General features: G+C 69.6%; 23 protein-coding genes and 1 other RNA gene. 10 read left to right on the plus strand and 14 right to left on the minus strand.

Annotated features, from left to right (window positions below; translation table 11 throughout):
- The first annotated feature begins 322 nt into the window (after positions 1-322).
- Positions 323-1,198 carry a DMT family transporter gene (locus OHA77_RS33050; RefSeq protein ID WP_406313227.1) on the plus strand — a complete coding sequence of 292 codons (876 nt, stop codon included), beginning with the start codon at positions 323-325 and terminating at the stop codon, positions 1,196-1,198.
- Here the strand turns inward: OHA77_RS33050 and OHA77_RS33055 are convergent.
- Positions 1,155-1,757 (minus strand): TetR family transcriptional regulator C-terminal domain-containing protein, encoded by a 603-nt coding sequence (locus OHA77_RS33055; protein ID WP_326824269.1) that lies wholly within the window; start codon positions 1,755-1,757, stop codon positions 1,155-1,157. The two genes, OHA77_RS33050 and OHA77_RS33055, sit on opposite strands and share 44 nt — an antisense overlap.
- A 9-nt stretch (positions 1,758-1,766) precedes the next feature.
- Positions 1,767-3,110, minus strand: coding sequence for a sensor histidine kinase (locus OHA77_RS33060; RefSeq protein WP_406313228.1), 1,344 nt, complete (start codon positions 3,108-3,110; stop codon positions 1,767-1,769).
- Positions 3,111-3,254: 144 nt separating this feature from the next.
- Between OHA77_RS33060 and OHA77_RS33065 the strand changes: the two genes are divergently transcribed.
- Complete coding sequence (locus OHA77_RS33065; RefSeq protein WP_406313229.1) at positions 3,255-4,736, plus strand: AMP-binding protein; 1,482 nt, start codon at positions 3,255-3,257, stop codon at positions 4,734-4,736.
- Here OHA77_RS33065 and menC read toward each other — a convergent pair.
- From menC to OHA77_RS33090, 5 genes are all read right to left on the minus strand, one after another.
- Positions 4,733-5,833, minus strand: coding sequence for an o-succinylbenzoate synthase (gene menC, locus OHA77_RS33070; RefSeq protein WP_326824266.1), 1,101 nt, complete (start codon positions 5,831-5,833; stop codon positions 4,733-4,735). The two genes, OHA77_RS33065 and menC, sit on opposite strands and share 4 nt — an antisense overlap.
- Before the next feature lie 46 nt (positions 5,834-5,879).
- Positions 5,880-6,707: a GNAT family N-acetyltransferase gene (locus tag OHA77_RS33075; RefSeq protein WP_406313230.1), complete on the minus strand. Its 828-nt coding sequence runs from the start codon at positions 6,705-6,707 to the stop codon at positions 5,880-5,882.
- A complete protein-coding gene (locus OHA77_RS33080; protein WP_406313231.1) occupies positions 6,704-7,831 on the minus strand; it encodes a M20 family metallopeptidase in 1,128 nt (375 codons plus the stop codon). Before OHA77_RS33080 ends, OHA77_RS33075 begins: the two co-directional genes overlap by 4 nt.
- Entirely contained in the window at positions 7,828-8,838 is a 1,011-nt protein-coding gene (locus OHA77_RS33085; protein WP_406313232.1) for a dipeptidase, read from the minus strand. Before OHA77_RS33085 ends, OHA77_RS33080 begins: the two co-directional genes overlap by 4 nt.
- A 183-nt stretch (positions 8,839-9,021) precedes the next feature.
- Positions 9,022-10,461, minus strand: a complete 1,440-nt coding sequence (locus OHA77_RS33090; RefSeq protein ID WP_406313233.1) for a flavin-containing monooxygenase — start codon at positions 10,459-10,461, stop codon at positions 9,022-9,024.
- Positions 10,462-10,638: 177 nt separating this feature from the next.
- Here OHA77_RS33090 and OHA77_RS33095 point away from each other — a divergent pair, with 177 nt between their 5' ends.
- The 4 genes from OHA77_RS33095 (at position 10,639) to rnpB (ending at position 14,218) form a co-directional block, all read left to right on the plus strand.
- Entirely contained in the window at positions 10,639-11,475 is an 837-nt protein-coding gene (locus tag OHA77_RS33095) for a Nif3-like dinuclear metal center hexameric protein (protein WP_406313234.1), read from the plus strand.
- Complete coding sequence (locus OHA77_RS33100) at positions 11,472-12,212, plus strand: zinc ribbon domain-containing protein (RefSeq protein ID WP_406313235.1); 741 nt, start codon at positions 11,472-11,474, stop codon at positions 12,210-12,212. Before OHA77_RS33095 ends, OHA77_RS33100 begins: the two co-directional genes overlap by 4 nt.
- Complete coding sequence (locus OHA77_RS33105) at positions 12,209-13,630, plus strand: bifunctional RNase H/acid phosphatase (protein ID WP_406313237.1); 1,422 nt, start codon at positions 12,209-12,211, stop codon at positions 13,628-13,630. The genes OHA77_RS33100 and OHA77_RS33105 overlap by 4 nt, the downstream gene beginning before the upstream one ends.
- A gap of 195 nt (positions 13,631-13,825) precedes the next feature.
- An RNA gene (gene rnpB, locus OHA77_RS33110) (RNase P RNA component class A) lies at positions 13,826-14,218 on the plus strand.
- A gap of 227 nt (positions 14,219-14,445) precedes the next feature.
- Here rnpB and OHA77_RS33115 read toward each other — a convergent pair.
- The 3 genes from OHA77_RS33115 to OHA77_RS33125 all read right to left on the minus strand — a co-directional run bounded on the left by OHA77_RS33115 (position 14,446) and on the right by OHA77_RS33125 (position 19,104).
- The gene (locus OHA77_RS33115; protein WP_406313238.1) at positions 14,446-15,372 is read right to left on the minus strand and encodes a hypothetical protein; all 927 of its coding nucleotides are present in this window, start codon (positions 15,370-15,372) and stop codon (positions 14,446-14,448) included.
- 804 nt (positions 15,373-16,176) lie between these two features.
- Positions 16,177-18,552: an aminotransferase class I/II-fold pyridoxal phosphate-dependent enzyme gene (locus OHA77_RS33120; protein WP_406313239.1), complete on the minus strand. Its 2,376-nt coding sequence runs from the start codon at positions 18,550-18,552 to the stop codon at positions 16,177-16,179.
- A gap of 135 nt (positions 18,553-18,687) precedes the next feature.
- The gene (locus OHA77_RS33125; protein WP_406313240.1) at positions 18,688-19,104 is read right to left on the minus strand and encodes a hypothetical protein; all 417 of its coding nucleotides are present in this window, start codon (positions 19,102-19,104) and stop codon (positions 18,688-18,690) included.
- Positions 19,105-19,117: 13 nt separating this feature from the next.
- On the opposite strand from OHA77_RS33125, the gene OHA77_RS33130 reads away from it, so the two are divergent.
- Complete coding sequence (locus tag OHA77_RS33130) at positions 19,118-19,411, plus strand: hypothetical protein (protein WP_406313241.1); 294 nt, start codon at positions 19,118-19,120, stop codon at positions 19,409-19,411.
- A 50-nt stretch (positions 19,412-19,461) separates the two neighbouring features.
- Positions 19,462-21,333 carry a LicD family protein gene (locus OHA77_RS33135; protein WP_406313242.1) on the plus strand — a complete coding sequence of 624 codons (1,872 nt, stop codon included), beginning with the start codon at positions 19,462-19,464 and terminating at the stop codon, positions 21,331-21,333.
- 303 nt (positions 21,334-21,636) lie between these two features.
- On the opposite strand, the gene OHA77_RS33140 is transcribed toward OHA77_RS33135, so the two are convergent.
- From OHA77_RS33140 to OHA77_RS33150, 3 genes are all read right to left on the minus strand, one after another.
- Positions 21,637-22,344, minus strand: a complete 708-nt coding sequence (locus OHA77_RS33140; RefSeq protein ID WP_406313243.1) for a hypothetical protein — start codon at positions 22,342-22,344, stop codon at positions 21,637-21,639.
- A gap of 16 nt (positions 22,345-22,360) precedes the next feature.
- Complete coding sequence (locus OHA77_RS33145) at positions 22,361-22,576, minus strand: hypothetical protein (protein WP_406313244.1); 216 nt, start codon at positions 22,574-22,576, stop codon at positions 22,361-22,363.
- Positions 22,577-22,690: 114 nt separating this feature from the next.
- Positions 22,691-23,023 carry a hypothetical protein gene (locus tag OHA77_RS33150; RefSeq protein ID WP_406313245.1) on the minus strand — a complete coding sequence of 111 codons (333 nt, stop codon included), beginning with the start codon at positions 23,021-23,023 and terminating at the stop codon, positions 22,691-22,693.
- 71 nt (positions 23,024-23,094) lie between these two features.
- Here OHA77_RS33150 and OHA77_RS33155 point away from each other — a divergent pair, with 71 nt between their 5' ends.
- Complete coding sequence (locus OHA77_RS33155) at positions 23,095-23,361, plus strand: hypothetical protein (protein WP_406313246.1); 267 nt, start codon at positions 23,095-23,097, stop codon at positions 23,359-23,361.
- Positions 23,362-23,426: 65 nt separating this feature from the next.
- On the opposite strand, the gene OHA77_RS33160 is transcribed toward OHA77_RS33155, so the two are convergent.
- Complete coding sequence (locus OHA77_RS33160) at positions 23,427-24,554, minus strand: PucR family transcriptional regulator (RefSeq protein ID WP_406313247.1); 1,128 nt, start codon at positions 24,552-24,554, stop codon at positions 23,427-23,429.
- Positions 24,555-24,728: 174 nt separating this feature from the next.
- Between OHA77_RS33160 and OHA77_RS33165 the strand changes: the two genes are divergently transcribed.
- Positions 24,729-25,667: an alpha/beta hydrolase gene (locus tag OHA77_RS33165; RefSeq protein WP_326824244.1), complete on the plus strand. Its 939-nt coding sequence runs from the start codon at positions 24,729-24,731 to the stop codon at positions 25,665-25,667.
- Positions 25,668-25,750: the final 83 nt, after the last annotated feature.

A 25,750-nucleotide genomic window follows, 5' to 3' on the forward strand; every position in this document is an offset into this window, starting at 1 on the left:
ATATTCGGAACTAGATTGAAACTTTCAAATGGCCACGTCCACTGTCCCGCCCGGGCGCCGGGGCCGGCGACCCCGGTGAGCGTTCCGGTGCACGTTCCGGCGGGCGGGAGGTTCGATGACCCTGGGTGTCTCCGGATCTCCGATCCCGCCCGGCTGGAGGGGGAAGGGCGGCTCTCCCGGCCGGTGTGAACTCCTTCCCTCAACGTTGTATTCAGGCCACTCCCGATCCGCACCGTGACCATGAGGTAGCTAGCAGTGATGCAATCCTGCCGTCATGGCAGTGGTCTCCACTCCCCGACCCCTCGTGGGAGTAGTGCTTCTGATGTTCGTCAGCGCCGCCTGGGGGTCGGCGTTCCCGCTGATGAAAGATCTCATCATCCGGATACCGGTGGCCGACCTGCTCGCCGAGCGGTACGGTATCGCGGCGCTCGTCCTGTTCGGCCTCAGTCCGTCCTGCCTGCGCGGGCTGTCGGAGCGAACCTGGCTGACCGGTGTCCTGCTCGGACTGCTGTTCGGCGTGGGGCAGACGGCCCAGGCCGTCGCGCTGCACGACCTGTCCTCGCCGGTCTCCGGGTTCACCGTGGGCTCCAATGTGGTGATCACCCCGGTCCTCGGGCTGATCCTGCTCGGCGCCCGGGTCTCGGGACGCACCTGGGCCGCGGTGGCACTCGCACTGGCCGCGCTGACGGCCTTCACCCTGCTGCAGGAGGTGGAGGGGAGCGGCGTCTCCCTCCCCGCGCTGGCGGTCACCCTGCTGTCGGCGGTGCTGTACTCGGCGCACACGCTGGTGCTCGGCGGCTTCGCCGGGTCGCGGCGAGACGTCTACGCGGTCGCGGTGATCCAGCTCGGCATCATCGCGATCATGACGGGTGTCCTCGCCGCGCCGGACGGTCTCACGCTGCCCCGGACGTCCGGCGACTGGGCGGTCCTCGGCCATCTGTCGATCGTGGCCTGCGCTCTGGGGTTCCTGGCCCGCTCGTTCGGCCAGCGCCACGTCCCGCCGGTGGCCGCCGCGGTGATCCTGGCGGCCCAGCCGCTCTGGGTGACCGCCCTGGCCGTCATGATGTACGGCGAGCCGCTCACCGGGACCGTCTTCCTGGGCGGAGGGCTGATCGCCCTGGCCATGCTTCTGGTCGTGCTGCCCGGCAGGCTGCTCAGGACAGCGCGTCGGGAGACAGGCCCAGCTCCGCCGCGGTAGCCGTCCGGACGAACTCGGCCATCCGGGCCCGGGACAGCACGCGCCGGTGCACGGTCATCTGGGTGGACAGGCCGTCGATCAGCGAGATGATCCGCCAGGTCGAGCCGTCGGGGTCGGCACAGGTGAAGGCTCCGGTCTCGGTTCCCTCGTCGACGATCGCGCGTAACGCCTGCTTCCAGCGCAGGTCGATCCTGCGGGACATCTCCTCCAGTTCGGCGTTGCGCATCGACTCGGCCCAGGCGTCGATCCACAGCGCCCACGCCTTGGACCTGCCGGCGGGAGAGTAGAGGCGGAGCAGGCCGCGCAGCCGCTCCAGTGGGGAGCCGCCCGACTCCTCCAGCTTGGTGAGCGCCTCCAGGTCGCGTTCGGCCGCGTAGGCGAAGGCCTGGGCGAGGAGCTTCTCCTTGGTCTCGAAGTGGTAGAACAGCAGTGCCTGGCTGACTCCGGCGGCCTGTGCGATGTCCACCGTCCGGGTGTGCCCGAATCCCTGGGCCGCGATGACGTCACCGGCGGTCCGGAGCAGATCATCGCGGCGTAGTCGCCCAAATCCCCGTGCCACAGGGGAACCCTAGCGAATCAGGGGCAGCCGCAGGACGAAACGTGCACCTTGCGAGCTCTCCGCCAGCCCCAGGGTCCCGCCGTGCGCCTGGGCGATCTCCCTGGCGATGGCCAGCCCCAGCCCGGTGCCCCCGGCGTCCCTGTTCCGGGAGGCGTCCAGCCGGGTGAACCGGCGAAAGACGATCTCCCACTGGTCCCTGGGGACTCCCTCGCCGTCGTCCAGCACTTCGAGCACGGCCATGCCGTCCTCTTCCGCGGTGCTCACCGTGATCCGTGACGCGGTGTGCCGTTCGGCGTTGTCCAGCAGGTTCGTCAGCAGCCGCGACAGCCGGAGCCGGTCGCCCTCCACGACGAGCCCCGCCGTCAGCTTCCGGATCACCGGGACCCGGCGCGGCCGACGGTCCAGTTCGTCGCGGAGCAGGTCGCTGAGGTCGATCCGCTCTTTGAGCGCCGGGGTGCCGGCGTCCAGCCGGGTCAGCATCAGCAGGTCGGAGACGATCGCCTGGAGCCGGTCGAGGCTGCCGAGCATCGCGGCGGCCTTCGCGTTCCAGTCGGTGTCCTCGGGGTACAGCAGGGCCTCCTCCACCTGGGCGCGCATGGCGGTGAGCGGGCTGCGCAGGTCGTGGGAGGCGTCGGAGGCGAACCGGCGCTGCTGCTCCGCCGCCGCCTCCAGGCGGTCCAGGGTCTGGTTGATCGTCTCAGCCAGATGCCGGACCTCGTCCCGTGCCCGGGGCACCGGGACGCGCTTGCCGAAGTCGGTCGCGGTGATCTCCGCGAGGTTGTCGCTGATGTCGCTCACCGGGCGCAGCGCCCGGGTCACCAGGTGGTAGGTGCCGAACCCGGCCAAGGCGGTGAACAGCAGGGACGCGCCGACGAACAGGGCGAACACCTCCGGCTGGACGTACCAGGGGACGACGTCGTCGGCGGAGTAGACGAGCAGGTCGCCCTGCGGCCGGTAGACCCGGAAGGCCACGACCACCATGCACCGGCCGGGGAACGCGGGGATGTCGCAGACCTCCCGGTCGGCTCGCGCCTTCCCGTCGGGAGGGGTGAAGTCCGCCATCCGGGGGGCGCCGGTCAGTGACGCGGTGGACGCGACGACCCGTCCCGCCGCGTCCAGGACCTGGACGCCCGCGGCGTCCCCCTGCGGCAGGACGACGGGCGTCTCCGCCCGCCTGTCGAGCTGGATGATGTCCAGGACGGCGCCGGCCACCTCGTTCGTGCGCAGGCCGTTCGCCACCTTGTACAGCGAGAATGTCAGGACGGCGGTGACGAGCAGGCTGCCCAGGGCGGCCACGGCGACGGCGACCAACGTCAGCCGGGTCCGCACCGACCGTGATTTCCGTGTGATCACGCCAATCTCCCCCCGAGATCAGACGATCACATTGAAGGAATGATTACCGATTCCTGGTGTTTAACGGCCAAGAGGAGGCAAAGACCACTTTTGCTACCTCTGTAGAGCGCTGCCCGGGTGCTCTGAGCCGACAGGAGGGACCCCATGCCCGACATCAGCGCGCTCCCCGGCTTCTACCGGATCGCGGAGGCCGATCCCGGTCGCCGGGCGGTGATCGACGCCGACGGCACGGTGACGACCTTCGGTGAACTGCTGGCCAGGGTGAACCAGGTGTCGCACGGGCTCCGGGCCCGGGGGCTGACCTCGGGGGACGTGGTCGCCGGAGTGCTGCCCAACGGCCTCGACGCGGTGGTCATGCTGATGGCCACCGGGCAGATCGGCCTGTACTACGTGCCGGTCAACTGGCATCTGACCGAAGCCGAGATCGCCTACATCCTGGCCGACTGCGACGCCAGGGTCGTGGTCGCCGACCGGGACCACCCCGTGCCGGGGGCCCTCACCGGCACCGCCGGACTGGCCGAGGGGCAGCCCGTGACCGCGCCCGGCGACAGGACGGCGGGCGCGGTCATGTGGTACACCTCGGGCACCACCGGATTCCCCAAGGGCGTGCAGCGGCCGCTGTCCGGGGCCGAGCCGGAGGCGGTGATCCCGCTCGTCGCCTGGTTCTTCGGCGAGGTCTGCGACCTGCGGCCGGGCGACGAGATCCATCTGGTGACCTCGCCGATGTACCACTCCGCACCGTGCGCCCACACGATGTTCGCACTGCACCTGGGCCACACCCTGGTGATCGCCCCCAGGTTCGAGCCGGCCCTCGTCCTCGAACTGATCGACAGGCACCGGGTGACCAACGCCATGATGGTCCCGACGATGTTCCACCGGATGCTGCGGCTGCCGGCCGAGGTCCGCGACTCCTACGACGTGTCGTCGCTCCGGCAGGTGATCCACACCGGCGCGGCCTGCCCGGTGGCGGTCAAGCAGCAGATCATGGACTGGTGGGGTCCCGTCCTCTACGAGTACTACGGCTCCACCGAGGCGACCATCGCCTTCTTCGTCAAGCCGCACGACTGGCTGGAGCACCCCGGCACGGTCGGCCGCCCGGCCCCCGGCTTCGAGGCGAGGATCCTCGGCGAGGACGGCGAGGAGGCCCCCGTGGGCGAGCCCGGCATGATCTCCCTCAAGTCCGGACTCGGCCGCTTCAGCTACCGCAAGGACCCGGTCAAGACCGCCTCCAGCATGCGCGGGGAGTGGTACACCCCCGGCGACGTCGGCTTCATGGACAAGGACGGGTTCCTGTACCTGTGCGACCGCCGTACCGACCTGATCATCTCGGGCGGGGTGAACATCTACCCCGCCGAGATCGAGGCGGCGCTGCTGGAGCATCCCGCGGTGGCCGACGTCGCGGTCATCGGCGTGCCCGACGAGGAGTGGGGCCACCGTGTGGTCGCGCTGGTCCAACCCGGACCCGGTCCCCGGCCCACCCCCGCGGAGCTGCTGGAACACCTCGGCCGCCGGATCGCCCGGTTCAAGCACCCCCGGGTCATCGAGTTCCGTGACGAGCTGCCCCGCACTCCCACCGGGAAGCTCTCCCGCTCCAGGCTCCGCGAGGACTACCTGTCGGCCGGCTAAAGGGTGATCCACTCCGTCGCGGTGGTGACCTCGTCGAGGATGCCGGGGACGGGGTCGACGCCGATGCCGGGACCGGTGGGCACGCCGATGTGGCCGTCGTGCAGCTCGAAGGGCGGCGTGATGTCGGTGGCGTAGTAGCGACGCGAGGCGGAGGTGTCACCGGGCAGGGTGAAGCCGGGCATCGCGGCCAGGGCGAGGTTGGCCGCCCGGCCGATGCCGGTCTCCAGCATGCCCCCGCACCACAGGGCGACGCCGTGGGCGCGGGCCAGGTCGTGGATGCGGCGGGCCTCGAGGTAGCCGCCGATCCGGCCGGGCTTGACGTTGATGATCGAACAGGCGCCCAGGGTGATGGCCGCGGCGGCGTGGGCGGCCGAGTCGATGGACTCGTCCAGGCAGATCGGCGTCGTGATCCGCTTCGCGAGCTCGGCGTGCTGGACCATGTCGTCGTTGGCCAGGGGCTGTTCGATGAGCAGCAGGCCGAATTCATCGAGTTTGGCCAGGTGCGGGGCGTCGACCAGGGTGTAGGCGGCGTTGGCGTCGACCTGCAGCAGCACCTCGGGGCCGAAGCGTTCGCGCACGGCGCTGACCGGGGCCAGGTCCCAGCCGGGTTCGATCTTCAGCTTGATTCGGAGGTAGCCCTCGGCCAGGTAGCCGCCGACGGCGTCGAGCAGCTCCGGGATGGAGTCCATGATGCCGACCGACACCCCGCAGGGCACCCGGTCGGCGGAGGCGCCGAGGAAGGAGGCCAGGGACTGGCCGCCGGTGCGGAGCTGGGCGTCCAGGACGGCGGTCTCCAGGGCGGCCTTGGCCATCTGGTGGCCCTTGAACGGCTCCATCGCCCGGCCCGCGCTGTGGGCGTCGACATGGGCCGGCAGCGCGGGGATGAGGAAGCGGCGCAGCACCTCGGCGGCGCCGTCGACGTACTCGGCGGAGTACAGCGGCTCGGACATGGCCACGCACTCGGCCCAGCCCTCGGCGTCGGGCGTCACGACCCGGACCAGGAGCACGTCGCGCCCGGTCTCGGTGCCGAACGAGGTGCGGAACGGGCTGACCAGCGGTAACGAGATCCGCCGCAGTTCGATTCCAGTGATCTTCATAGTGATGTGCGGCCTGTGCCGCGTCTCCCCTCGATGTCGCCGCCGGTCAGGCGGTTCGCTCCACGATGTAGTAGCCCTCGCCGGTGAACCCGGTCACCCGGCCGCCTTCCGCCAGCAACCCGCCCAGCACGTCACGTACGGCGCGGCGCCACACCCCGGCCGCGGCCGGGTCGGCACGCCGCAGCGTCTCGATGTCGGGCGGCGTCGCGACCAGCACCACCCGGGCGTCCCGGCGTCCGGCGACCGGTCCGTCGTCGCTCCAGGCCAGCCCGGTCACCGCGTCCGGCGGAACCTGCGGCCGGTACGGCTCGCCCCGGACGGCGGCCACCACCGGTGGCTCGGACAGCCGCCAGACGGCCAGCACCCGGTCCGACTCGTCCCCCGCGTTGATCGCGTCCTCCATGGCACCGTAGAAGGACGGCAGGTACTCCTCCGGCCGGGCGCCGAGTTTGACCAGGTTGAAGTGGGCGTTGCGGCGCACCAGCGGATCATAGGTCCAGGTGATCCGGTCCAGACCCCGGTCAAGGGCCCAGGCGCGCTGGTGCAGCTTGAGTGCGAACCCGATCCCCCGCCCGGTCACGGCGCCGGTGACGTGGGAGTGCAGCACCTGCCCCGTCGGCGCTCCGAAGAACGCCACCGAGGCCCCGACCATCCGATCGCCCTGGTAGGCGCCGGCCACGTAGTTGCCCGCGTGCGACAGCGCCCGCATCAGCTCGACGGAGATCGGCGGATCGCCGGGGTCGTGCTGCCAGATGTCGTCGAACAGCCGGAAGACCTCCTTGAAGCCGGCCAGCTCGGACAGCTCGGCGACACACACCCCCGCCTTCCTGGCCGCCGCGTCGGCGTACGGGTCCGTACGGACGGAGCCGCTCATTCGCCGGCCTCCCCCGAGAGCACCGAGGTGACCAGCCCGGCCAGCAGCCTCGTCCGGTCCGGCATCTCGGCGACGAGCACGTGCTCGTGCGCGGCGTGCGCGCCGCCGCCCACCGCGCCGAGCCCGTCGAGTGTCGGGCAGCCGATCCCCGCGGTGAAGTTTCCGTCGGACGCGCCTCCCACGGCCACCCCCCGCAGCGGCTCCATGCCCAGATCCTTCGCGATCCGGCAGGCCAGTCCGAACAGGTGCGCCGAGGAGGACTTCTCCAGCGGTGGCCGGTTCGGCCCCCCGCTCACCTCCAGCCGGGTCCCGGCGACCCGGGGGACGAGCGCCCGCACCAGCTCGTCCACCCGGCGCTGCGCTGCGACGGTGGGCACCCGCACGTCGACCTCCACGCTGGCGAGCGCGGGCACGGTGTTGGCGGTGGTGCCACCCGACAGCACGGTCGGCGTCACCGTGGTCGGCCCCAGGCCGTCCGGTGCCGTCCCGCCGTCCGCCGACGAGGCGATCACGCCGAGGGCGAGGATCTGGTGGGCCAGCTCGACGGTGGCGTTGGCCCCCTTATCCGGTTCCAGCCCCGCGTGCGCCGCCTTGCCGTGCACGGTGAGACCGTAGTTGGAGGTGCCCTTGCGTGCGATCTTCAGCGCCCCGCCGTCGCCGCTCGCCTCCAGGACGAACGCGGCCACGCAGCCGCGTGCCGATTCCTCGATCAGCGCGCGCGAGGACGGCGAGCCGACCTCCTCGTCCCCGGTGACCAGCAGGCACACCCCGTCCGGCGACGGAAGCGCGGCCAGCGCGTGGAACGCCTGGACCAGCCCCGCCTTCATGTCGAACACCCCCGGCCCCCGGGCCACGCCGTCCACCAGCGACCAGGGGTGCTCGGCCAGCGTCCCGATCGGCCAGACCGTGTCGTGGTGGCCCACCACCAGGACCCGGGGCGTGCCGAAGGTCCACCGCAGGTGGGTGACCCCGTCGACCACGATCGTCTCGGGACGCGCACCGAGCCGCCGCGCCCCCAGGTCGGCGACCACCCGGGCGCTGCGGGCCACCGCCTCGTGGTCGGCGGAGAACGACTCGCACTCGACGAGCTCCTTCAGGTCCGCGAGCATGACGTCCAGGTTCACGCGGGCACCCCCAGCTCGGCGCGGAACAGCCGCAGGACGTTGCCGCCGAGGATCTTGACGATCTCCTCGTCGGCGAAACCGTGCTTGAGCAGGGCGTCGGTGACCAGCGGCAGCCCGCTGGGGCCCGCCAGCCCGGGGACGGCGGCCAGCGCGTCGACGCCGCTGTAGCTGAACCCCTCGCAGCACGGCGGTGTGACGTCGTGCATGACCTCGCGGACGAAGTCGGGGCCGAGGCCGACATGGTCGATCCCGCCGACGCTTACGACGTGCTCGATGTGGTCCACCAGCCGGTCCACGGTGTATTCGGCCGGGTCCTCCGACAGGAAGGCCGCCAGGAAGTTGACGCAGACCACGCCGCCGGTCGCGGCGATGGCGCGGATCTGGTCGTCGGTCAGGTTGCGGTGGTGCTCACGCAGCGCACGGGCGGAGGAGTGGGTCGCCATCACCGGCCGGGTGGCCAACTCCAGCACGTGCCCCACCCCGGAGGCGCCCAGATGCGAGACATCGAAGATCATGCCGAGGCGTTCCATCTCCCGGACCGCCGCCACTCCCGCCGCGGTGAGCCTGCTGCCCGTGGCGTCCTCACCGCTGCCGTCCGCCAGGGCCGTACGGCCCCAGTGCGCGATCGAGGCGACCCGCACGCCCAGCCGGTGCAGGGTGGGCAGCAACTCGACGCTGGCGTCCAGGCCCGGGGCGCTCTCCAGCGCCAGCACCAGGGCGATCCTGTCCTCGCCGAGCGCCTCGTCGATCTGCGCGCCGTTCACGCAGAGCCGTACGGCGTCGGCGTTGCCCTCCGCCAGCGTGTGCGCACACTCGATCATGCGCAGGGTCTGCCGGAGCGCCCCCTCGGGCCGGTACTGGTCGTCGACGAAGACCGGCAGCACCTGCAGGTTCACCCCGCCCTCCCGGAGCTGGGGCAGCCAGCGCTCACGGAAGAACGGAGCCCACTGCCCCGGAGGGCGCGCCGTGACGGCCATCAGCAGGTCGTTGTGGGTATCGGCGACCACGGCATCACGATGGAGGTCAGCGGACACGGGCAGGCCCTTCTTCGCGGAGTGCTCTCGTCGCCTCCGACGTTATCGACAAGTCCGCCCCCGCCGTGCAGACGGGTCAGTGCGCGAAGCGGAAAGCCGCGGTCCGGGGCGTCCGGGTCGGTGCGAAGCGGAAAGCCGCGGCCTGGGGCGTCCGGGTCAGTGCGCGAAGCGGAAAGCCGCGGTCCGGGGCGCCCGGGTCAGCCTCCGGTAGAGAGGTGTCGGAGCCGGCCAGTTGTTGGTCACCCGGCCCGCCGCGTTCTTGTACCAGCTTGTACAGCCCGCCCCCCACACCATGGTGCCCATGGCCCGCTCCAGGCTCCGCCGCCACGCGTCCATCGCCTCGGGCCGCACCTCCATCGGCCCCCTGCTCGCGAGGTGCGGCAGGCAGCCCATGATGTATCGGACCTGACACTCGATCATGAAGACGATCGAGCTGTGCCCGAGGTTGGTGTTGGGCCCGTACAGCAGGAACAGGTTCGGGAAGCGCGGCACCGCGATGCCGAGATAGGCCTCGGCCCCGTCCTGCCACTCCTCGGCGAGGTGCCGCCCCTGACGGCCGACGACGTCGACGGGGGACAGGAACCCGGTGCCCCGGAAACCGGTGGCGTAGATGATCACGTCCGCCTCGTGGAGGCCGTCGGTGGTCTCGACGCCGGCAGGGGCGATCCGGACGATCGGCTCGGTGACGAGGTCGACGTTGGGGCGGGTCAGCGCGGGATAGAAGGCGCTGTCGATGACGACCCGCTTGCAGCCGACCGGGTAATCGGGGGTCAGCTTGGCCCGCAGCCGCGGGTCCCGGACCTGGCGGTGCAGATGCTCCAGGGCACGCTTGCGCAGCAACCCGGCGCTCCACCCGCCCGCGAGCGCCTGGTAGAGGGTGGCCTCGGCGTAACGGTAGATCCATTCGCGGTAGCCCCGCTGCAGGAACGGCAGGCGGTGCAGGACCGTCCGGACGGACTTGCCGAAGACCGCGTCGGGCTTGGGGATCACCCAGTTCGGGGTGCGCTGGAAGACGTCCAGCCGCCCGGCGACCTCGGCCACCCGGGGGATGAACTGCGCCGCCGAGGATCCGTTCCCGATCACCGCCACCCGTTTGCCCGCCAGGTCCTGGGAGTGGTCCCAGCGGGCGGAGTGGAACGCCACGCCGGTGAAGTCTGACATCCCCGGGATGTCGGGCAACTGGGGACGGTTGAGCTGCCCCACCGCCGACACCACCACGTCGAAGAGTTCCTCGCCGGAGGAGGAGCGCACCCGCCATCTGCCCAGCGACTCGTCGAAGACGGCGGCGGTGACCTCGGTGTTCAGCCGGATCCGCGGACGCAGGCCGTACTTGTCGGCGCACCTCTCCAGATAGCCGAGGATCTCGGGCTGCCCCGGATAGCGGCGGGTCCAGCTGGAGTATCTCTCGAAGGAGAAGGAGTACAGGTGGGAGGGGACGTCGCACCCGGCACCCGGATAGGTGTTGTCCCGCCAGGTGCCCCCGACGCCGCTCCCCTTCTCGAAGACCGTGTAGGAGCGGATCCCCGCCCGTTCCAGCTGGATGGCCATGCACAGCCCGCCGAACCCGGCGCCGATGATCGCGATGGTCGGGCTCATCCGCTCTCCTTGCGTCGTCTGTGACGGCCGGTGCCGGTCGACGCGCGGAGCCCCACGGTCCGGCCGGAGCCGGACCCTTTCGGGAGGAGGCACTGACGAACCGGCCCTTCGAGGGTGGTGATCCGCCTACATTAAGCGATTCCCCTCCCCGGGGATACCGGCCGATAGTCTGCGCACGTGCCTACCATCGCTGATGTCGTCCGAGAGCTCGAGTCGGCCTACGACCCCCGCTGGGCGGAGTCGTGGGACGCGGTCGGGCTCGTCTGCGGAGACCCCTCCGCGCGAGTGCGCCGGGTCCTGTTCGCGGTGGACCCGGTGGCGGTCGTCGCAGACGAGGCCCTGGCGTGGGGTGCCGACCTGGTGGTCACCCACCACCCCCTCTACCTGCGCGGCACCACCACCGTCGCGGCCACCACCTTCAAGGGCCGCCTGGTCCACACGCTGATCAAGAACGACGTCGGCCTCTTCACCGCCCACACCAACGCCGACGTCGCCGACCCCGGCGTCTCCGACGCGCTCGCCCGCGCCGTGGGCCTGACCGGCCCGCTCACCCCCCTGCAGCCCTCGGCGGACGACCCCCGGCGCGGCCTGGGCCGCGTCGGCTCGCTACCCGCCCCGATCACCCTGCGCGCGTTCGCCCGGCAGGCCGCGCGCGGGCTCCCCGGCACGGCGGGTGGCCTGCGGGTCGCCGGCGACCCGGACCGCGAGGTCCGGCGGGTCGCGGTCAGCGGGGGAGCGGGAGACTCCCTCCTCACCACCGCCCGCGCCGCCGGGGTGGACGTCTTCCTCACCGCCGACCTCCGCCACCACCCGGCGAGCGAGTTCATGGAGGCCGCGGACGGCCCCGCGCTGATCGACGCCGCCCACTGGGCCACCGAATGGCCCTGGCTGACCGAGGCGGCACGCCGTCTGACGTCCGGATTGGCCGAGAAGGGGATTACTGTTGAGACGCGCGTATCCGAGACGGTCACGGACGCCTGGACAACAACAGCAGAGTGCGAGGACTTGAAGTGAAAGCAGCCCCGGCGGCGCAGAAGCGCCTGCTCGACCTGGCCGAACTCGACTCCGTCATCGACCGGCTGGCCCATCGTCGTCGCACCCTGCCCGAGCTGGCCGAGATCGACGAGATCTCCGCCCGCGTGGCGCGGCTCGCGACCCAGGCGATCGCCGCCGAGACCGAGGCGGGCGACCTGGCCCGCGAGCAGACCAAGGCCGAGGCGGACGTCGACTCGGTCCGCGTCCGCGCCGAGCGTGACCAGAAGCGGCTCGACTCCGGCCAGGTGTCCTCCCCGAAGGACCTGGCCAGCCTGCAGTCCGAGATCACCTCGCTGAACCGCCGCCAGGGCGACCTGGAGGAGGTCGTGCTGGAGATCATGGAGCGCCGGGAGACGGCCGACGCGCAGGTGGCCAAGATCGTCGCTGAGCGCGACAGGCTCGCCGCCGACCGCGACAGCGCCGAAGACCGCAGGGACGCCGTCTTCGCCGAGATCGACAAGGAGAGCGCCGAGGTCAAGGGCAGGCGCTCGGGTATCGTCGCCGACATCCCCGCCGACCTGCTGGCCCTCTACGAGAAGCTCCGGGAGCAGTTCGGGGTGGGTGCCGCGATGCTGCAGGGCGCCCGCTGCCTCGGCTGCCGCACCAGCCTGTCCATCGCCGAGATCAACCGCATCAAGGCCTGCTCCCACGACGAGGTCATCCGCTGCGAAGAATGCCGCCGCATCCTCGTCCGCACCCCAGAGTCGGGGCTGTGACCTCCTACGTCATCGAGGCCGACGGCGGGTCCCGGGGCAACCCCGGACCCGCCGGCTACGGCGCCGTCGTCAAGGACGCCGCGGACGGCCAGGTCCTGGTCGAGACCGCCGAGGCGATCGGCACCCAGACCAACAACGTCGCCGAGTATCGGGGACTGATCGCGGGACTGCAGTCCCTCCTCGCTCTCGCCGGGGACGGCGCGGCCGTCGAGGTCCGGATGGACTCCAAGCTGGTCGTCGAGCAGATGGCCGGCCGCTGGAAGATCAAGAACGAGGGGCTGCGCCCGCTCGCGTTCGAGGCCGCCGCCCTGGCCCGGCGGCTCAGGGTCACCTGGCGGTGGATTCCCCGGGAGAAGAACAAGGCCGCCGACCGGCTGGCCAACGAGGCCATGGACGCCGCCGCCAAGGGCCGCCCCTGGCGGCTCAGTGGCTCCACGGGCACCGGCTCCACGGGCACCGGGTCCTCCCGCACGGGTTCTACGGCCGCCGAGTCCACCGGCGCCGCGTCTTCTCGTGCCGGCTCCACCGGTGCCGGGTCCCGGCGCGCAGGTTCCGCGACCGCCGAGTCCGGGGGCACCGGCCCGGCGGGCGGAACACCGTCGGCCGCCGGTCGCTCCGGTTCCCGGGAGAACGGACCGGCCGGCTCCCCGGCAGGGGGCCCCGGCCGTAAGGCCAAGGCCTCCGCCTCTCCGGCTGTCGCACAGGACTCCCTCCTCGACCTCCTCGACTCCGATGACGTCTCAGCGGGGCAGGAGGCGGTGGCCCCCGTGACGACAGGGACCGGCTGGCGGCCGCCCACGACGGTGGCGACCTCGCTGCTCCTGCTCCGGCACGGCGAGACCCCGCTCTCGGCCGAGCGCAGGTTCTCCGGGCTCGGCGACCCCGAGCTCAACGCCAACGGCATCGCCCAGGCGGAGGCCGCCGCGGCCGAACTGTCGCGCGGGCCGTACGGCATCCAGGTGGTCGTCAGCTCCCCGCTCCGGCGCGCCCGCGCCACCGCCGAGATCGTCGCGGCCCGGCTCGGGCTGGAGGTGGCCGTCGAGGAGGGGCTCAGGGAGACCGACTTCGGCGACTGGGAAGGCCACACGTTCACCGAGATCCAGCGCCGCTGGCCGGACGAGCTCGCCGCGTGGCTGGCGGACCCGTCCGCCGCGCCGCCGGGTGGGGAGAGTTTCGAGGTGGCGGCGCGGCGGGTCCAGGCGACCGGGGACCGGCTGGTCGAGCGCTACGAGGGCAGGACGGTGCTGGCCGTCTCCCACGTCACGCCGATCAAGATGCTGCTCCGGCTCGCGCTGCTGGCTCCCCTTGACGCGCTGTACCGCATGCACCTTGATCTGGCGGCCCTGTCCCGGATCGAGTATTACGCCGACGGGCCGGCGGTGGTCAAAGGGTTCAACGACACCTCGCATCTGCGCTGAACCGGCGGTCGCCCGCCCGCGCGGATGCGTACGGCCTCGTACGGTTGCCCACCGGCCCGGCCGGTCGTGCTGTCAATGGTCGTCCTCCGGATGCTCGTGACCCCGGGGGGATCGTCTGCTCCCCATTCCACCGGAGGCGACTTGCCGCCCGGTTGGAGACCACTGGGGAACCGTTAGGCTTGGAGACACGGCGGACGAGCCGGCCGGGCGGCCGCGTCGGGTCTCTTCGGAGACCCGCCGAGGAAGGTCCGGGCTCCACAGGGCAGGGTGGTCGGTAACGCCGACCCGGGGTGACCCGCGGGACAGTGCCACAGAGAACAGACCGCCTCCCGAAAGGGAGGTAAGGGTGAAACGGTGGTGTAAGAGACCACCAGCGCCCACGGCGACGTGGGCGGCTCGGTAAACCCCACCCGGAGCAAGGTCAAGAAGGGGCGCTCTTCGGAGCGTCCCGCGCGCGGCGTCTGAGGGCTGCTCGCCCGAGTCGCGCGGGTAGACCGCTTGAGGCCGTCGGCAACGCCGGCCCTAGATGGATGGTCGCCCCTTCACGCGAGTGAAGGACAAAACCCGGCCTACAGGCCGACTCGTCCGCCCCACCTGGCATCTACCTGCGGGAACAGACCCTAAAGGGTCATGCGGTCTGCTCTTGTGTCATCGATTTGTCAACAGAAGCGATCGTGTCAACGCTGAGCGCGTCGTCGATCGCCGCTCGGGTCACCTCTTCTGACGCCGGGTAGAGGTGCCCATAGACGTCCATCGTCTCCGTGATCGACGCATGTCCCAAAGAACGACCTGTACGTGGGTTGGTGTGGGCGGCGCTACGCAGCGACTACAGCCCTGCGAGTCAGAAGCTCACGGGCCATGGCGACATGACGGGCCACATCGGCTACGGGACCGGGCTTACGCCCGCTGCTTTCGGCAACGCAGAGGGAGCAACGGCCAGGCCGGGCGACAGGACGGGCGCAGTCGGGGCATTCGACAGCCGGGGCCTTGATGACCTGGGGGGCGGCGACGATGCGAGCGGGCATCTTGGCTTTGAGCCGGTGAATGATCAATGCCACGGGAGAGCGAAGGTCATCGGGAAGGCCCGTTGCCAGGACGGCCCTGATCTGCCCTTCGGTAGCGCCACGGTCAAGCCACTCGGCTACCAGCGGGGCGACCTTCGGCATCTCCTGCATGCCAACCGTCAGCCGGGGTTCGACACGGCCCAGACGAGCTACCAGGGCCGCGCAGGCGGCCGTCTTGTCGCTGGTGGTAGAGCCCTCTCCGCCTGCCACGGGAGCGGCTACGGGCCGTAGAGGCTCGCGGACCTCGCTCGGCGGCGCGGGGTTGGGGGTTTTGTTTTCTTCCTGAGTCTTAAACCCTTTAGGGTTCTTGACCGCATCGCCGCCTGTCGGGCCACCGTTGGACGGCATCGCAGTCATCGGGGCCACCTGTGACGTCTCATTCTGCGGGGTGTCGAACACGGCCGTCTCAGTGCGAACGCGGCCCGTCAACGGGTCGCGGACAGCGCGGCGCACGTAGTACCCGTGAGTGATCAGTTCATCCAGCGCCTTGGAGACACCCCGACGGCCCAGACCGGGGTGCTGGTCGGCGAGGGTGTGAGCGTCCTGCCGGGCCCCATCCGGCAGGGAGAGCAGGAAGACGAGAATGCCACGGGCCATGAAGGAGAGGCGGCGATCTCTGAGAACCGCGTTGGCTACTTGGGTGTAGGAGCCATGAAGCTTGCTACGCTTGACATGCATTGGAGTTTGAGCCTCCGGTGCCATGTCCCGGGGGTGTTCCAGCACCCGCCGGGACTTTCGATGTTCTGGGAGAACCCTAGCCTCTGAAGCTAGGGAATCGCGTCGTTTTACTGCGTCCTCCCCTACCTCGACGCGTCACCAACGCGTCAACAGAGGGGATCGAAACGGAGGACAACGGGCCGGAACGGGCTGAATGGTGTTTGCCCTATCTGCCAGGGCAAACACCATGGGAGCGGAACGGGCCGGACAGGTCTGCAAGCCCTCAGCTTCTTCCCGGCCTACAGGCCGACTCATCCGCCCTATCCGCCCCTGACCTGCGCCGTTGTTCTCGCGCGGCGAGCTCCAACCGCTGTCATCGGCCGGCGTGTACTCGGCGAGAGCCTCAGCGAGGACGGCGGGCATAAGGACTTCGCGGACCGACGCCCGTGTCTTCGGTAGAGCCAGGTGGGGCGGCGGCCGATCAGCACGACTTGTCGGGTCACGGTCAGCATGGCTTCGGTGAAGTCGATCCGATCGGCAGCCATCCCCAGCGCTTCGCCCTGGCGTAGGCCCGCGGCGGCGCCCAGGAGGATTAGAGGGGCGAAGTCCGGACGCATCGCGCGGTACAGGTCGACGGCCTGACCGGCAGACAGCAGGCGGATCGTGGTCTTGTCTGCGTCGGGAAGCCCGGTGTACCAAACGGCAGCCTGCTCATATCGGAGGCAGGGCTGAGCACCGGCGGTGTCGCTGGGACGGTCAAGCGGCTTGGTGGAGCGGGTCGGCCGCAGTGAAACCTGGAGGAACCTGACGAGGTCGCCTGCTTGGCTAGCGCTGGGGAAGGTGTGCCGAACTTCGTGTCCAGATCATCCAGTGCCCGGATTCGGCTGGGGTGCGGGGGGCACGGTGTTCGGTGCGGCCGAGGCGGTAGCCCAGGCGTTGGGGGACGGCGGCGCTCGATGTGTTGGCCGCGTCGCAGTGGATCTCGACGCGCTCGATTTCGTCGAGGAGGAGCGCGGCCTCGGTGAGCGCGGCGACGGCGCGGGTGATGATGCCCTGGCGGGTGTGGGCGGCGTGGACCCAGTAAGCGACTTCCAGGGCGCCGCGGCCGATTCGGGCGTGGAGGGCGACCGCGCCGAGGAGCGTGCCGTCGGTGGCGTCGAAGACACCGTAGGAGAAGGACTGGGCCGAGTGCCATGCCTCATCGGACTGCCGCTGGAAGGCACGCAGAGCTTCGTGATCGAGAGGAGCGGTGGCCCAGGGCAGCCAACGACGCAGGTGGTCACGGGAAGCGGTGATCGCGGCGTGCCGGGCGGGGATGTCGGTGTCGCGCCAGCGCCGGATCAGGAGGCCGTCGGCTCTGACGGTCTCCGGCGGGCACTCGGCCCGGTCCAGGACGTCGCGGAGCGCAGAGACCAGGCGGCGGTTCTCGGCGTCGGTGCGGCTGGAGATGCGGACGTACCGTTCCGCCGAGTCGAGCGACTTGCCGGAGCAGTCCTTCACGAGGATTCCGTGCCTGCGGAAGAGTTCGGCGGTGACGTCGGAGGCGAGTGCTGGGGCCGCCAGCCGGACCAGGACGAAGTTGGCGTCAGGCCGGTGGACGTGGTCGAGGCCCGCGATCGCTGAGAGCTGCTCGTACAGCGCGTCCGTGCTCTGCCTGACCAGGCTCAGGCTCGAGGCGAACGCCTGCCGGTATCTCGGCAGCAGCCGGAGGAAGGACTCGGCGATCCCGTTGACGTTCCAGATCGGCGTCTCGGCGGCCACCCGGGCGAGGACCTCGGTGTCGGCGGTGGCCAGATAGCCCAGGCGCAGGCCGGCGACGCCGTAGGCCTTGCTCATGCTCTTGACGATCACCAGGTTCGGATGGTCGGCGAGCCGTCCCTCCAGGCTGTAGCGGACTGCGCAGAAGTCCGTGAAGGACTCGTCCACGATCAGCCGGGTCCCGGTCTTGGCAAGCAGCTTGCACAGCCGCAGGAGTTCCTCGGGCGGGATCGCGGACGAGGTCGGGTTGTTGGGCGAGTCGAGGATCAGCGCGTCGCTGCCGGCCGCCGCCCGGTGGAGGCTCTCGGCGTCCACGGTGAGTTCCGGCGGCAGGAGGGCGACTTTGCGCGCGCTGGGGAAGACCGACTCGTACTCGTTGAACCCGGGGACCACGAGCACGACGTCCTTCAGCACCCGTGGCAGGACCTTGATGAGCTCGCTGGCGCCGTTGGCCACGATCAGCTGTTCGGCGGGGACGTCGATCGCCGACGCCAGCAGGTCGCGTAGCCGGTCATGCCCGACCGGGTAGTGGATCAGGGCTTGGCGGAACTCTGCCGCGAGCGCGTCGATCAGATCTTCGGTGGGGAAATAGGGGTTGTAGAGCAGGTCGTGGTCGATGGCCTCGTGCCGCCAGTAGCCGCCGTGCTGACCGTTCAGCAGCGCGCGCCGCTGGTCGGGGGTGCCGAACCGGTAGTCGGCAAGTTCCAGGTCGGTGGCGTCGTCGACCTCCTGGCTCGCCAGGTCAGCGCAGTCCACCGCCCGGATCGGGAAGCGGGTGGAGCGGGCGAGCACCGCCTCGTAGAACTCCTGCTCGCCGCCGTCCGCGATCAGGGTGTCGAGCAGCGGGACGAACTCCTCGCGCAGGTACCGCGCGCGCAGCAGGTGCACGTTGAGCGTCTTGTGGACGAGGTCGAGGGGCGGCCGGTCGGCTCCCGACAGATGGACTCGGCGGACGAGGCCGTCATCGGCCACGTCGAGCACCGTGCCGTTGAGGCCGCGCCGCCAGGGAAAGACCGCTGAGACCGCTTCGCCGGGGGTGCCGGCCAGCCGGGTGAGCAGAGCGGGGGCGAACACGACGTCGCCATCCAGGAGGTACAGGTCGGTGTCGAGGTGCTCGCGGGCGAGCCACAGCGAGTAGGCGTTGTTGGTGTCGGCGTACCTGGGCGAGAGGACGAAGCGGAGCGTCATCCCCGCGAACGTCTCGCCGACCGATTCGGCGATCTCTTCCGCGCGGTGGCCGGTCACGATGATCGTCTCGCGGACGCCCGCCGACGCCAAAGCGGCCAGCGCGCGGTGCAGTATCGGCACTCCGGCGACCGGAGTGAGTGGTTTAAGGCGGCCCAAACGCGTTCCCAGTCCCGCCGCAAGAATAATTGCACGAATGGGACGAAATGGCAGCAAGGAAGACCCCTTCCACAAGGGAGAGAAAAATATGTCTGTCAATGTATGGGATGGAAGGTTACTATCCGACGAAAGTCAAGAAGCTTCCCGGGAGACTGCTATGACCGTGACACCCGAAAAACTCGTCCTCACCGTCCCGGTCCCCGAAAACGGCGGTGTACTCGCCTGGTTACCGTCCTATCCTCGCGACGGCGGCATCCAATCCGAAATCACGACCTCCACCACGACGACCACGACTTCGACGACCGTGGAGTTCTTCGAACCGGTACCGGACCTGAACCCCGTCACCTTGCCCACCACGACGACGACGACCACCACCACGACGGCCGAGTTCTTCGAGCCCGTCCCGGAGCCGGTTCCGACGACCACGACGACGACCACCACGACGACGGCCGAGTTCTTCGAGCCCGTCCCGGAGCCGGTTCCGACGACCACGACGACGACCACCACGACGACGGCCGAGTTCTTCGAGCCCGTCCCGGAGCCGGTTCCGACGACCACGACGACGACCACCACGACGACGGCCGAGTTCTTCGAGCCCGTCCCGGAGCCGGTTCCGACGACCACGACGACGACCACCACCGTCGAATTCATCGTGCCGGAGCCGGTGCCTACCACAACCACGACGCCGGAGTTCGTCGACGTGCCCCCGGTGCCCGTCCCGGACCCGGACGACCATCACGGCCGGGGCCACGACGAGGGTCACGGGCGAGGTAATGACGAGGGCCACGACGAGGGCCACGGACGGGGTAATGACGCCGACCATGACGACCGCGGACGCCACCTCGGACAGCCCGGCCGCGACTCCGGCGACCATGACGACCGCGGACGCCACCTCGGACAGCCCGGCCGCGACTCCGGCGGCCACGACGACCGCGGCCAGCACAAGGGACGTTCCTGATCCTGATCCGGCTTCTGAAGATCTTGGAGTGTTCCGAGTAGATGGCACGAATGACGATAGGGATGGCGGTGTACGACGATTATGACGGCGTCTACTTCACCATCCAGGCGACCCGGCTGCTACAGGCGGCCGATATCGATGACATCGCTTTCCTGATTCTCGACAACAATCCGGGAGGGCCGATCTCCGCGGCCCTGGAAACGTTGGCGAAACGTGTTCCCCGATGTAAGTACGTCCCTTTCGGGGGATATGCGAGTACCGGTGCACGGGACATCATCTTCCGTGAGGCGACGACCGAATATGTCATGTGCGTCGACTCGCACGTCCTTCTGGAAAGCGGATCCGTCCGGGCTCTGCTCGACTATTTCGACGCCAACCCCGGCTGCCTGGACATCGTCCAGGGTCCGCTACTCCAGGACAGCATGGTGGGCAACGTCGCCACCCATCTGAAGGACGAGTGGGGAGCCGGCATGTGGGGCCGCTGGGCCTGCGACCCTCGCGGCCAGGACCCGTCGGGCGAACCGTTCGAGATCCCCATGCAGGGTCTGGGAGTGTTCGCCTGCCGCCGCCTGGCCTGGCCCGGCTTCAACCCACGCATGCGCGGCCATGGCGGGGAGGAGGGCTACATCCACGAGAAGTTCCGGCGGGCGGGCGGGCGTGCGATCTGCCTGCCCTCCCTCCGCTGGGTGCACCGCGGCTTCCGTGCCGGCGGGACCCGCTACCCGGCGTTCTGGCGCGACCGCGCCCGTAACTACGTGCTGCTGTACGAGGAACTCGGCTGGGACCTCGACGGGTTCGAGAAGCATCTCCACGAGCTCTTCGAGGCGGAGGGCTCCGCTCAGGCCGCGGCCACCCTCGCCCTGGCACGCAGGGAGGCGGCCAACCCCTACGCCCGGTTCGATGCGGTGTTCTGCCTGCACCGCGACGCCGTCCAACGACGTTGGCAGCGCGGCAGACGGGAGTTGGCCGCGCTCGGCATCGACTGGTTCGCCGAACCGGTCCACGCGCCCAGCCGGGCCGAGGCGCTGCGCTCGATCGTCGCCACGGCACGCGGCCGCTCGCTCGAGTCCATCCTCATCCTCGAGGACGATCTGCTGCCCGGAACGGAGTGGGCCGCCCGTCTCCGGTCCTTCGTCACCGACGACGGCCCCTGGACGTCCTGGCGCCCGGACGGCGGGGAGGCTCACGCCCTGGCTCTCCACCACACGGCCTACGACGAGGTCCTGGCCGGCGGCGCCGATCCCGTCGTCGCCTCCTGGCTGGAGCAGGAGATCCCCGACACGCTCGCTCCGCTTGTCCCGCCACCCGCCGACTGGAGCTTCCCGCGCAACCCGCAGTGGGCCGTCGACGGCATCTACCGCTGCCTGAGTACCGCACATGAGGTGCTCGGCAAGCTCGGCGTCCCTTACACGATGATCGCGGGAACGCTCCTGGGCGCGATCCGCCACCACGGCATGATCCCGTGGGACGACGACGCCGACCTCGCCTTCCGTGAGCAGGACCTCGCGGCTGTCCTGGACGCCCGCCCGCTGTTCCTCGACCTCGGCTGCGACATCAAGGAGACCGAAGTCGGCCTGAAGGTCTTCCCGGTCGACCGGCGGCTGCCGCACGTGGACCTGTTCCCGTTGCGCCGGCAGGACGACGGCCTGTGGGGCTACGCGAACGACCGCCCGCGCCTTACCTGGCCCCGGCCCGACTTCACCGACCAGGACCTCCACGACCTCCGTCCACTGCCCTTCGGCCCTCTCTCCCTTCAGTGCGTCCCGCCGTCCACCGCTCACACCTACCTCACCCGCGCCTACGGATCCCGCTGGCCGACGTCCGTCCGGCTCAAGCGCGACTCCCCGAGCCGCGCCGCCGCCGAAAACCACACCCTGCGGCCGGAAGACCTAGCCCCGGCCCTTCCCTCCACCTGGCCCTGACCCCAAAGCACCACCGTAGGCAGGCAGGAAGTTACGCTCCGCCGGTCCGTTCGGGTCAGGCACCCGACAGGTCGGTGGGGCACCTCCATGACGAACGCGGTGATGGGAACCGGCCATCGGCACGACTGACCACCTCAACGCTCCGGGAGGCCAAGTTGGACCCGGCCCACAGGCCGACTCGTCCCCTCCTGGAGCCCGTGGATTCCGGCGACCCGGTTCCACCCCTAGTCGGTGGTTTGTTAGGGCGAGGCATAGAGGTTGAGGGATCGTCCTGTGGCGACGGCTGTGACCAGGGCTTGTAGTTCAGCGGGCGGGGTCCTGTTCGACCAGTTGCGCCACCAGCGTTGCAGCAGTGCGCAGGGGATCAGCCAGCCGCGGATGTAGCGGACGGCCCGGGGCCGGCACAGGGGCACGGGTGGCGCTACGGCGATAGGCCCCCCTCTCTCCGCCGTCGGCGTCGGCCGGGGCGGGCGGGAGGTGTGGTAGCGGGATCGGATCGGCGGGCCGGGCATGCCAGCAGAAGGTGAACGCGCACATCACCAGGACCCAGTGGCGGCGGATCGCGGCATCGGAGCGGACCTGGAAATCGGTCCAGCCGAGTTCGTCCTTGACCTGCTTGTAGCCCTGTTCGATCCAAGTGCGCAGGCCGTAGAGACGCACGATCTCGGCCAGGTCGGCGGGCGGGAAAGACGCGGCGGCAGCGCGCGGACCGCCGGGGCGAGGCAGGTTGGTGGCCAGATACCAGGTGGCCTTGGCCGGCAGCGTCGCCGGGTCGGCAGTCGCGACGATCAGCCGGATCGCCTGGTGTGGGCCGTAGCCGCCCAGGACCGCGTCCGCGGCCCACCACACGCTGGTGCGGCCATCGCGAAACCGCCGCACGACCTTGGTCCGGGCGCCCGGCGCGTGCGGACCTCCCCAGGCAAACTCACGGGCGGCGTCGATCGGTGTGTGCGCCGCATTCTCCGCTGCCCAGGATCCTTGGTGCGGTTTGAGCGCGAGCACGAACGGCAACCGGGCGGCCCACAGTTCAGCGCTGCACCGCCGCGTTCTGGGCCCCGGCCACCGGCTCCGCACCGGCCAGGCAGGTCAGCGTCTTGTTGCGGTCCCGTGGCAGCAGCAGCCCGGCCAGATATTCGCGGAATCCCCGGCGCTGCGCGAGCGAGCACCGCAGATCATCGAACCGGGTCGCGTACTCCTCCAACGGACCCGGAGCCGGTGGACACGGACGCCGCGCGGTCACCATCACGACCACCCCCGAACAGCACCAACTACCCCTATCCACCGGCTTACTGCGACATCAGCCCCATGTCAATAAACCACCGGCTAGGCACCACCGCTCACCCGAGCGCGAACTGGATCATCCAGACGAAGAAGTCTGATGATGGATCTGGACGATGCGGGCTGCCGAGCGCGCTTTCTGCTCCGAGATCGAGATGGGAAGTCCCCGGCCCTCGTGGATGAGATCCTCGCCGAAACCGGCATCAAAACGGTGCTCATCGGTATCCGGATGCCGCGAATCCACCTGGAGCACGCCCTGCGCGAGTAAGAACACTTCTACAACCAGCACCAAGCACATCAAGCCCTGGACCAAGCGGTGCCGCTGCGCACCGCCCCCGACTCGATCACGGATCCCGAGCGAATCATCGACCTGAATGTACGCCGACGAGACCGGCTCGGCGGAGTCCTCCACGAGTACTCCCATGCCGCTTGACCTGCATAGATAGGTTTTTCGGCAGGCGCAAGGCCTGGCGGGCGTTGGGCGTGGCGTACAACCATCTGGCCCAGGCCGGTCAGCTTCTCCCGGTAATCCTCATACGTGGAGGTCTCGGGGCGGATGTCGTGCATGGCCGCGCTGAGGCGGCCGCGCTCGCCGGCGCCCAGGGTAAACATGTACTCGGTAACCAGACGAAAGCCCGTTCTGGTGTACATCTGCTCGCGGGTGAGCACCACCTTGACCGGGCGGCGCACCCGACGGGCTCCATCGAACTCGGGGCGCACCAGTTCGAAAACACGACCATCGTGGCATGACAATCCAGAAACGCGACTCCACCGGACCCGGGGCACACCACGGCCTCCGCTAGACCCGGGGCGATTCAGCGGGTGTCCGGTTGCGCCATGCGCGGTGCGGCGTGCAGATGCCACAGCAAGAGGGCTGTCCGTCCGCGATAGCGGCCATCGCTGGAGCGCACGTCAAAACCGAGCAGATCGGAGATCCGGTCGACGCGATAGGCCACGCTGCTGTGATGCATGTGCAACGCAGTGGCTACTTCACGCAACGAGCCCTGCCGCCCCAGTTGATCGAGGATCTTCATATCGGTACTTCCCGACCGAGAGTTGGCGAGTTCGCCGACCGCGCAGACATCGGGCAGTGACATGATTTCTTGAGGATCAAGATCAGCCAGCGCGATGACGCAGCCCAGATCCTCGGCGAGAATCCAGTTGGACGGGTTGGCTCGAAGGGCCGCGAACCGGATTCCTCGTCGGGCTTGTGACCAGGACCGCCCGCATTGCTCGATCGCTACCTCGGGGCCGACACAGACCGCGATGCCATGGGGCGTCGGAGTACGGGGGGTGGCGCCCGCCGCGATGAGCACGGCAAGGTCGTTCGTCATCGGAGCCGCCACAGTCCGGCCGGTTGTTGCGCCGGCAACGGCGGCTCGGAAAGCGGGCAAGATCCTTTCGATCCTGGCCTCGGCATGTACCGCGAGGACACGAACTGGCTGTCCCACCCCGAAGCCGAGTAGACGCGCCGCCCGGGCTGTCTCGGCTTCGCCCGCCTGATCGCTCAGCAGCGTGTGAAGGAGCTCCGGGTTGGTGAGGCCCACATGGGTGTCGTCGCTGTAGGAGCGCGAATACAACGCCGCCATCGTGAGCGCGAACCGCGCAGTGATGAGCTCGTCCCATTCGTGCCCGTCTGCCTCATCCCGACGTTCAAGCCAAACGCGCCCGACAGGATCATTGTCAACGATGATGTCGCTGATGAGGACGTTCAGCCCCGGCCCCGATGTATCGAGCGTCCGCCCGGCCGGATCGACAACGTGCACCTCGCCGATCTCGTCGAAGATGACGCCGGCCGTCGTCTGGGACAAGATCGCTGTGGCCCGTGCGACCGCCTCCGCATCGGCCCTATGCGAAAGCAGCTGATCAAAGAACTCGATGACCTGCAGTCCTCGCTCGGCGCTGGAGTCGATGCTTGACAATCGGTTCAACAAGCCGCGCACGGCTTGAACTGTACTCGGTGTCCTCCCCGGTTACTAGCCATCTGGCGGAACGAGCCGATGGTGGTGCTGCGGCTACCTGCTCTGCCGCGATGTGCCATGATTCGACGCATGTCGACCGCACCATCCGCTCCGGACAGTCGAGGCGGGGCGGACCCTTCTCGACGAGCCGGCAGGATGATGCTCGATCCCGAGCTCGCTGCGATGCAGGTACTGATGCCCCGGATCGACATCGCCGACGTGGCGGGGGCCCGGGCGACCGAGGCGGCGCTGGTTGCGAACATGCGCTTGTCCGATCGCCGCCACGATGTGGAGACCACTGATTCGGTCGTCCCGCGACCTGACGGTACCCACCTGGCCGTTCGGCGTTACCGCCCTAGGACGCAACGGCGTGGCCCGCTTCCGATGCTGCTGTTCATCCACGGCGGCAGCTTCGTCACCGGAGGCCTGAACAGCGAGGACACCCGATGCGAGAGCTACGCGGCCGAAGCCGGGTGCATCGTGTTCGCGGTGGATTACCGTCTCTCGCCGGAAAACCCTTTTCCGGCGGGTCTCGATGATTGCCTCCTGGCCCTGGTCCATCTGCGCGACCACTCGGATGAACTCGGCATCGACAACGGTCGCGTCGCCATTGGCGGGCTCAGCGCCGGAGGTGCCCTGGCCAGCGGAACCGCGATCCGTTCCAGCGGAGACGGCCGCCCGGCCCTCGTGCTACAGATGCTGCTGTTCCCCGTTCTCGACGCCGGTCTCACGACACACACCGCGCGGCATTATTCCGACACCCCTGTTCTGACGCATAACACGCTGCGCGACATGTGGCGCCTGTACCTGGGGCCGCAATGGAGCCCAGGCCAGGTCGCCTACCCGATCCACAGCTCACCTGCTCACGAGCCGGACGTCTCCCTTTCACCCCCCACCTATCTCTGCACCGCCGGCTACGACCCTTTGCGAGACGAAGCCCTGGAGCATGCGCAGCGGCTCATGCGCGCCGAGGTTCCGGTCGACCTGCGGCAGTATGCACGCGGGTTCCATTCCTTCGACTCGTTTCACGCGACCCGGCTAGGTCAGGCCGCGATCCGCGACCAGGTCGAAGCGCTCCGAGCTGCGTTCACCTGACTTAGCCGATTGGCGGAAGAATCGGCGCGAACGTCAGCCACCCGACCGTAGACACGTTATCGGGGTGAAACCTAGCGTTGACG

The sequence above is a fragment of the Streptosporangium sp. NBC_01639 genome (genome assembly GCF_045209755.1).
Lineage (GTDB): Bacteria > Actinomycetota > Actinomycetes > Streptosporangiales > Streptosporangiaceae > Streptosporangium.

Excerpts from the sequence above, each read along its gene's own strand:
- OHA77_RS33135 (WP_406313242.1), top strand. The coding sequence starts at position 19,462 with ATGACGATAGGGATGGCGGTGTACGACGATTATGACGGCGTCTACTTC.
- OHA77_RS33050 (WP_406313227.1), top strand. The coding sequence starts at position 323 with ATGTTCGTCAGCGCCGCCTGGGGGTCGGCGTTCCCGCTGATGAAAGAT.
- OHA77_RS33090 (WP_406313233.1), bottom strand. The coding sequence starts at position 10,461 with ATGAGCCCGACCATCGCGATCATCGGCGCCGGGTTCGGCGGGCTGTGC.
- menC (WP_326824266.1), bottom strand. The coding sequence starts at position 5,833 with ATGAAGATCACTGGAATCGAACTGCGGCGGATCTCGTTACCGCTGGTC.
- OHA77_RS33125 (WP_406313240.1), bottom strand. The coding sequence starts at position 19,104 with ATGAATTCGACGGTGGTGGTCGTCGTCGTGGTCGTCGGAACCGGCTCC.
- OHA77_RS33145 (WP_406313244.1), bottom strand. The coding sequence starts at position 22,576 with ATGGTGACCGCGCGGCGTCCGTGTCCACCGGCTCCGGGTCCGTTGGAG.
- OHA77_RS33065 (WP_406313229.1), top strand. The coding sequence starts at position 3,255 with ATGCCCGACATCAGCGCGCTCCCCGGCTTCTACCGGATCGCGGAGGCC.
- OHA77_RS33075 (WP_406313230.1), bottom strand. The coding sequence starts at position 6,707 with ATGAGCGGCTCCGTCCGTACGGACCCGTACGCCGACGCGGCGGCCAGG.
- OHA77_RS33165 (WP_326824244.1), top strand. The coding sequence starts at position 24,729 with ATGATGCTCGATCCCGAGCTCGCTGCGATGCAGGTACTGATGCCCCGG.
- OHA77_RS33115 (WP_406313238.1), bottom strand. The coding sequence starts at position 15,372 with ATGCATGTCAAGCGTAGCAAGCTTCATGGCTCCTACACCCAAGTAGCC.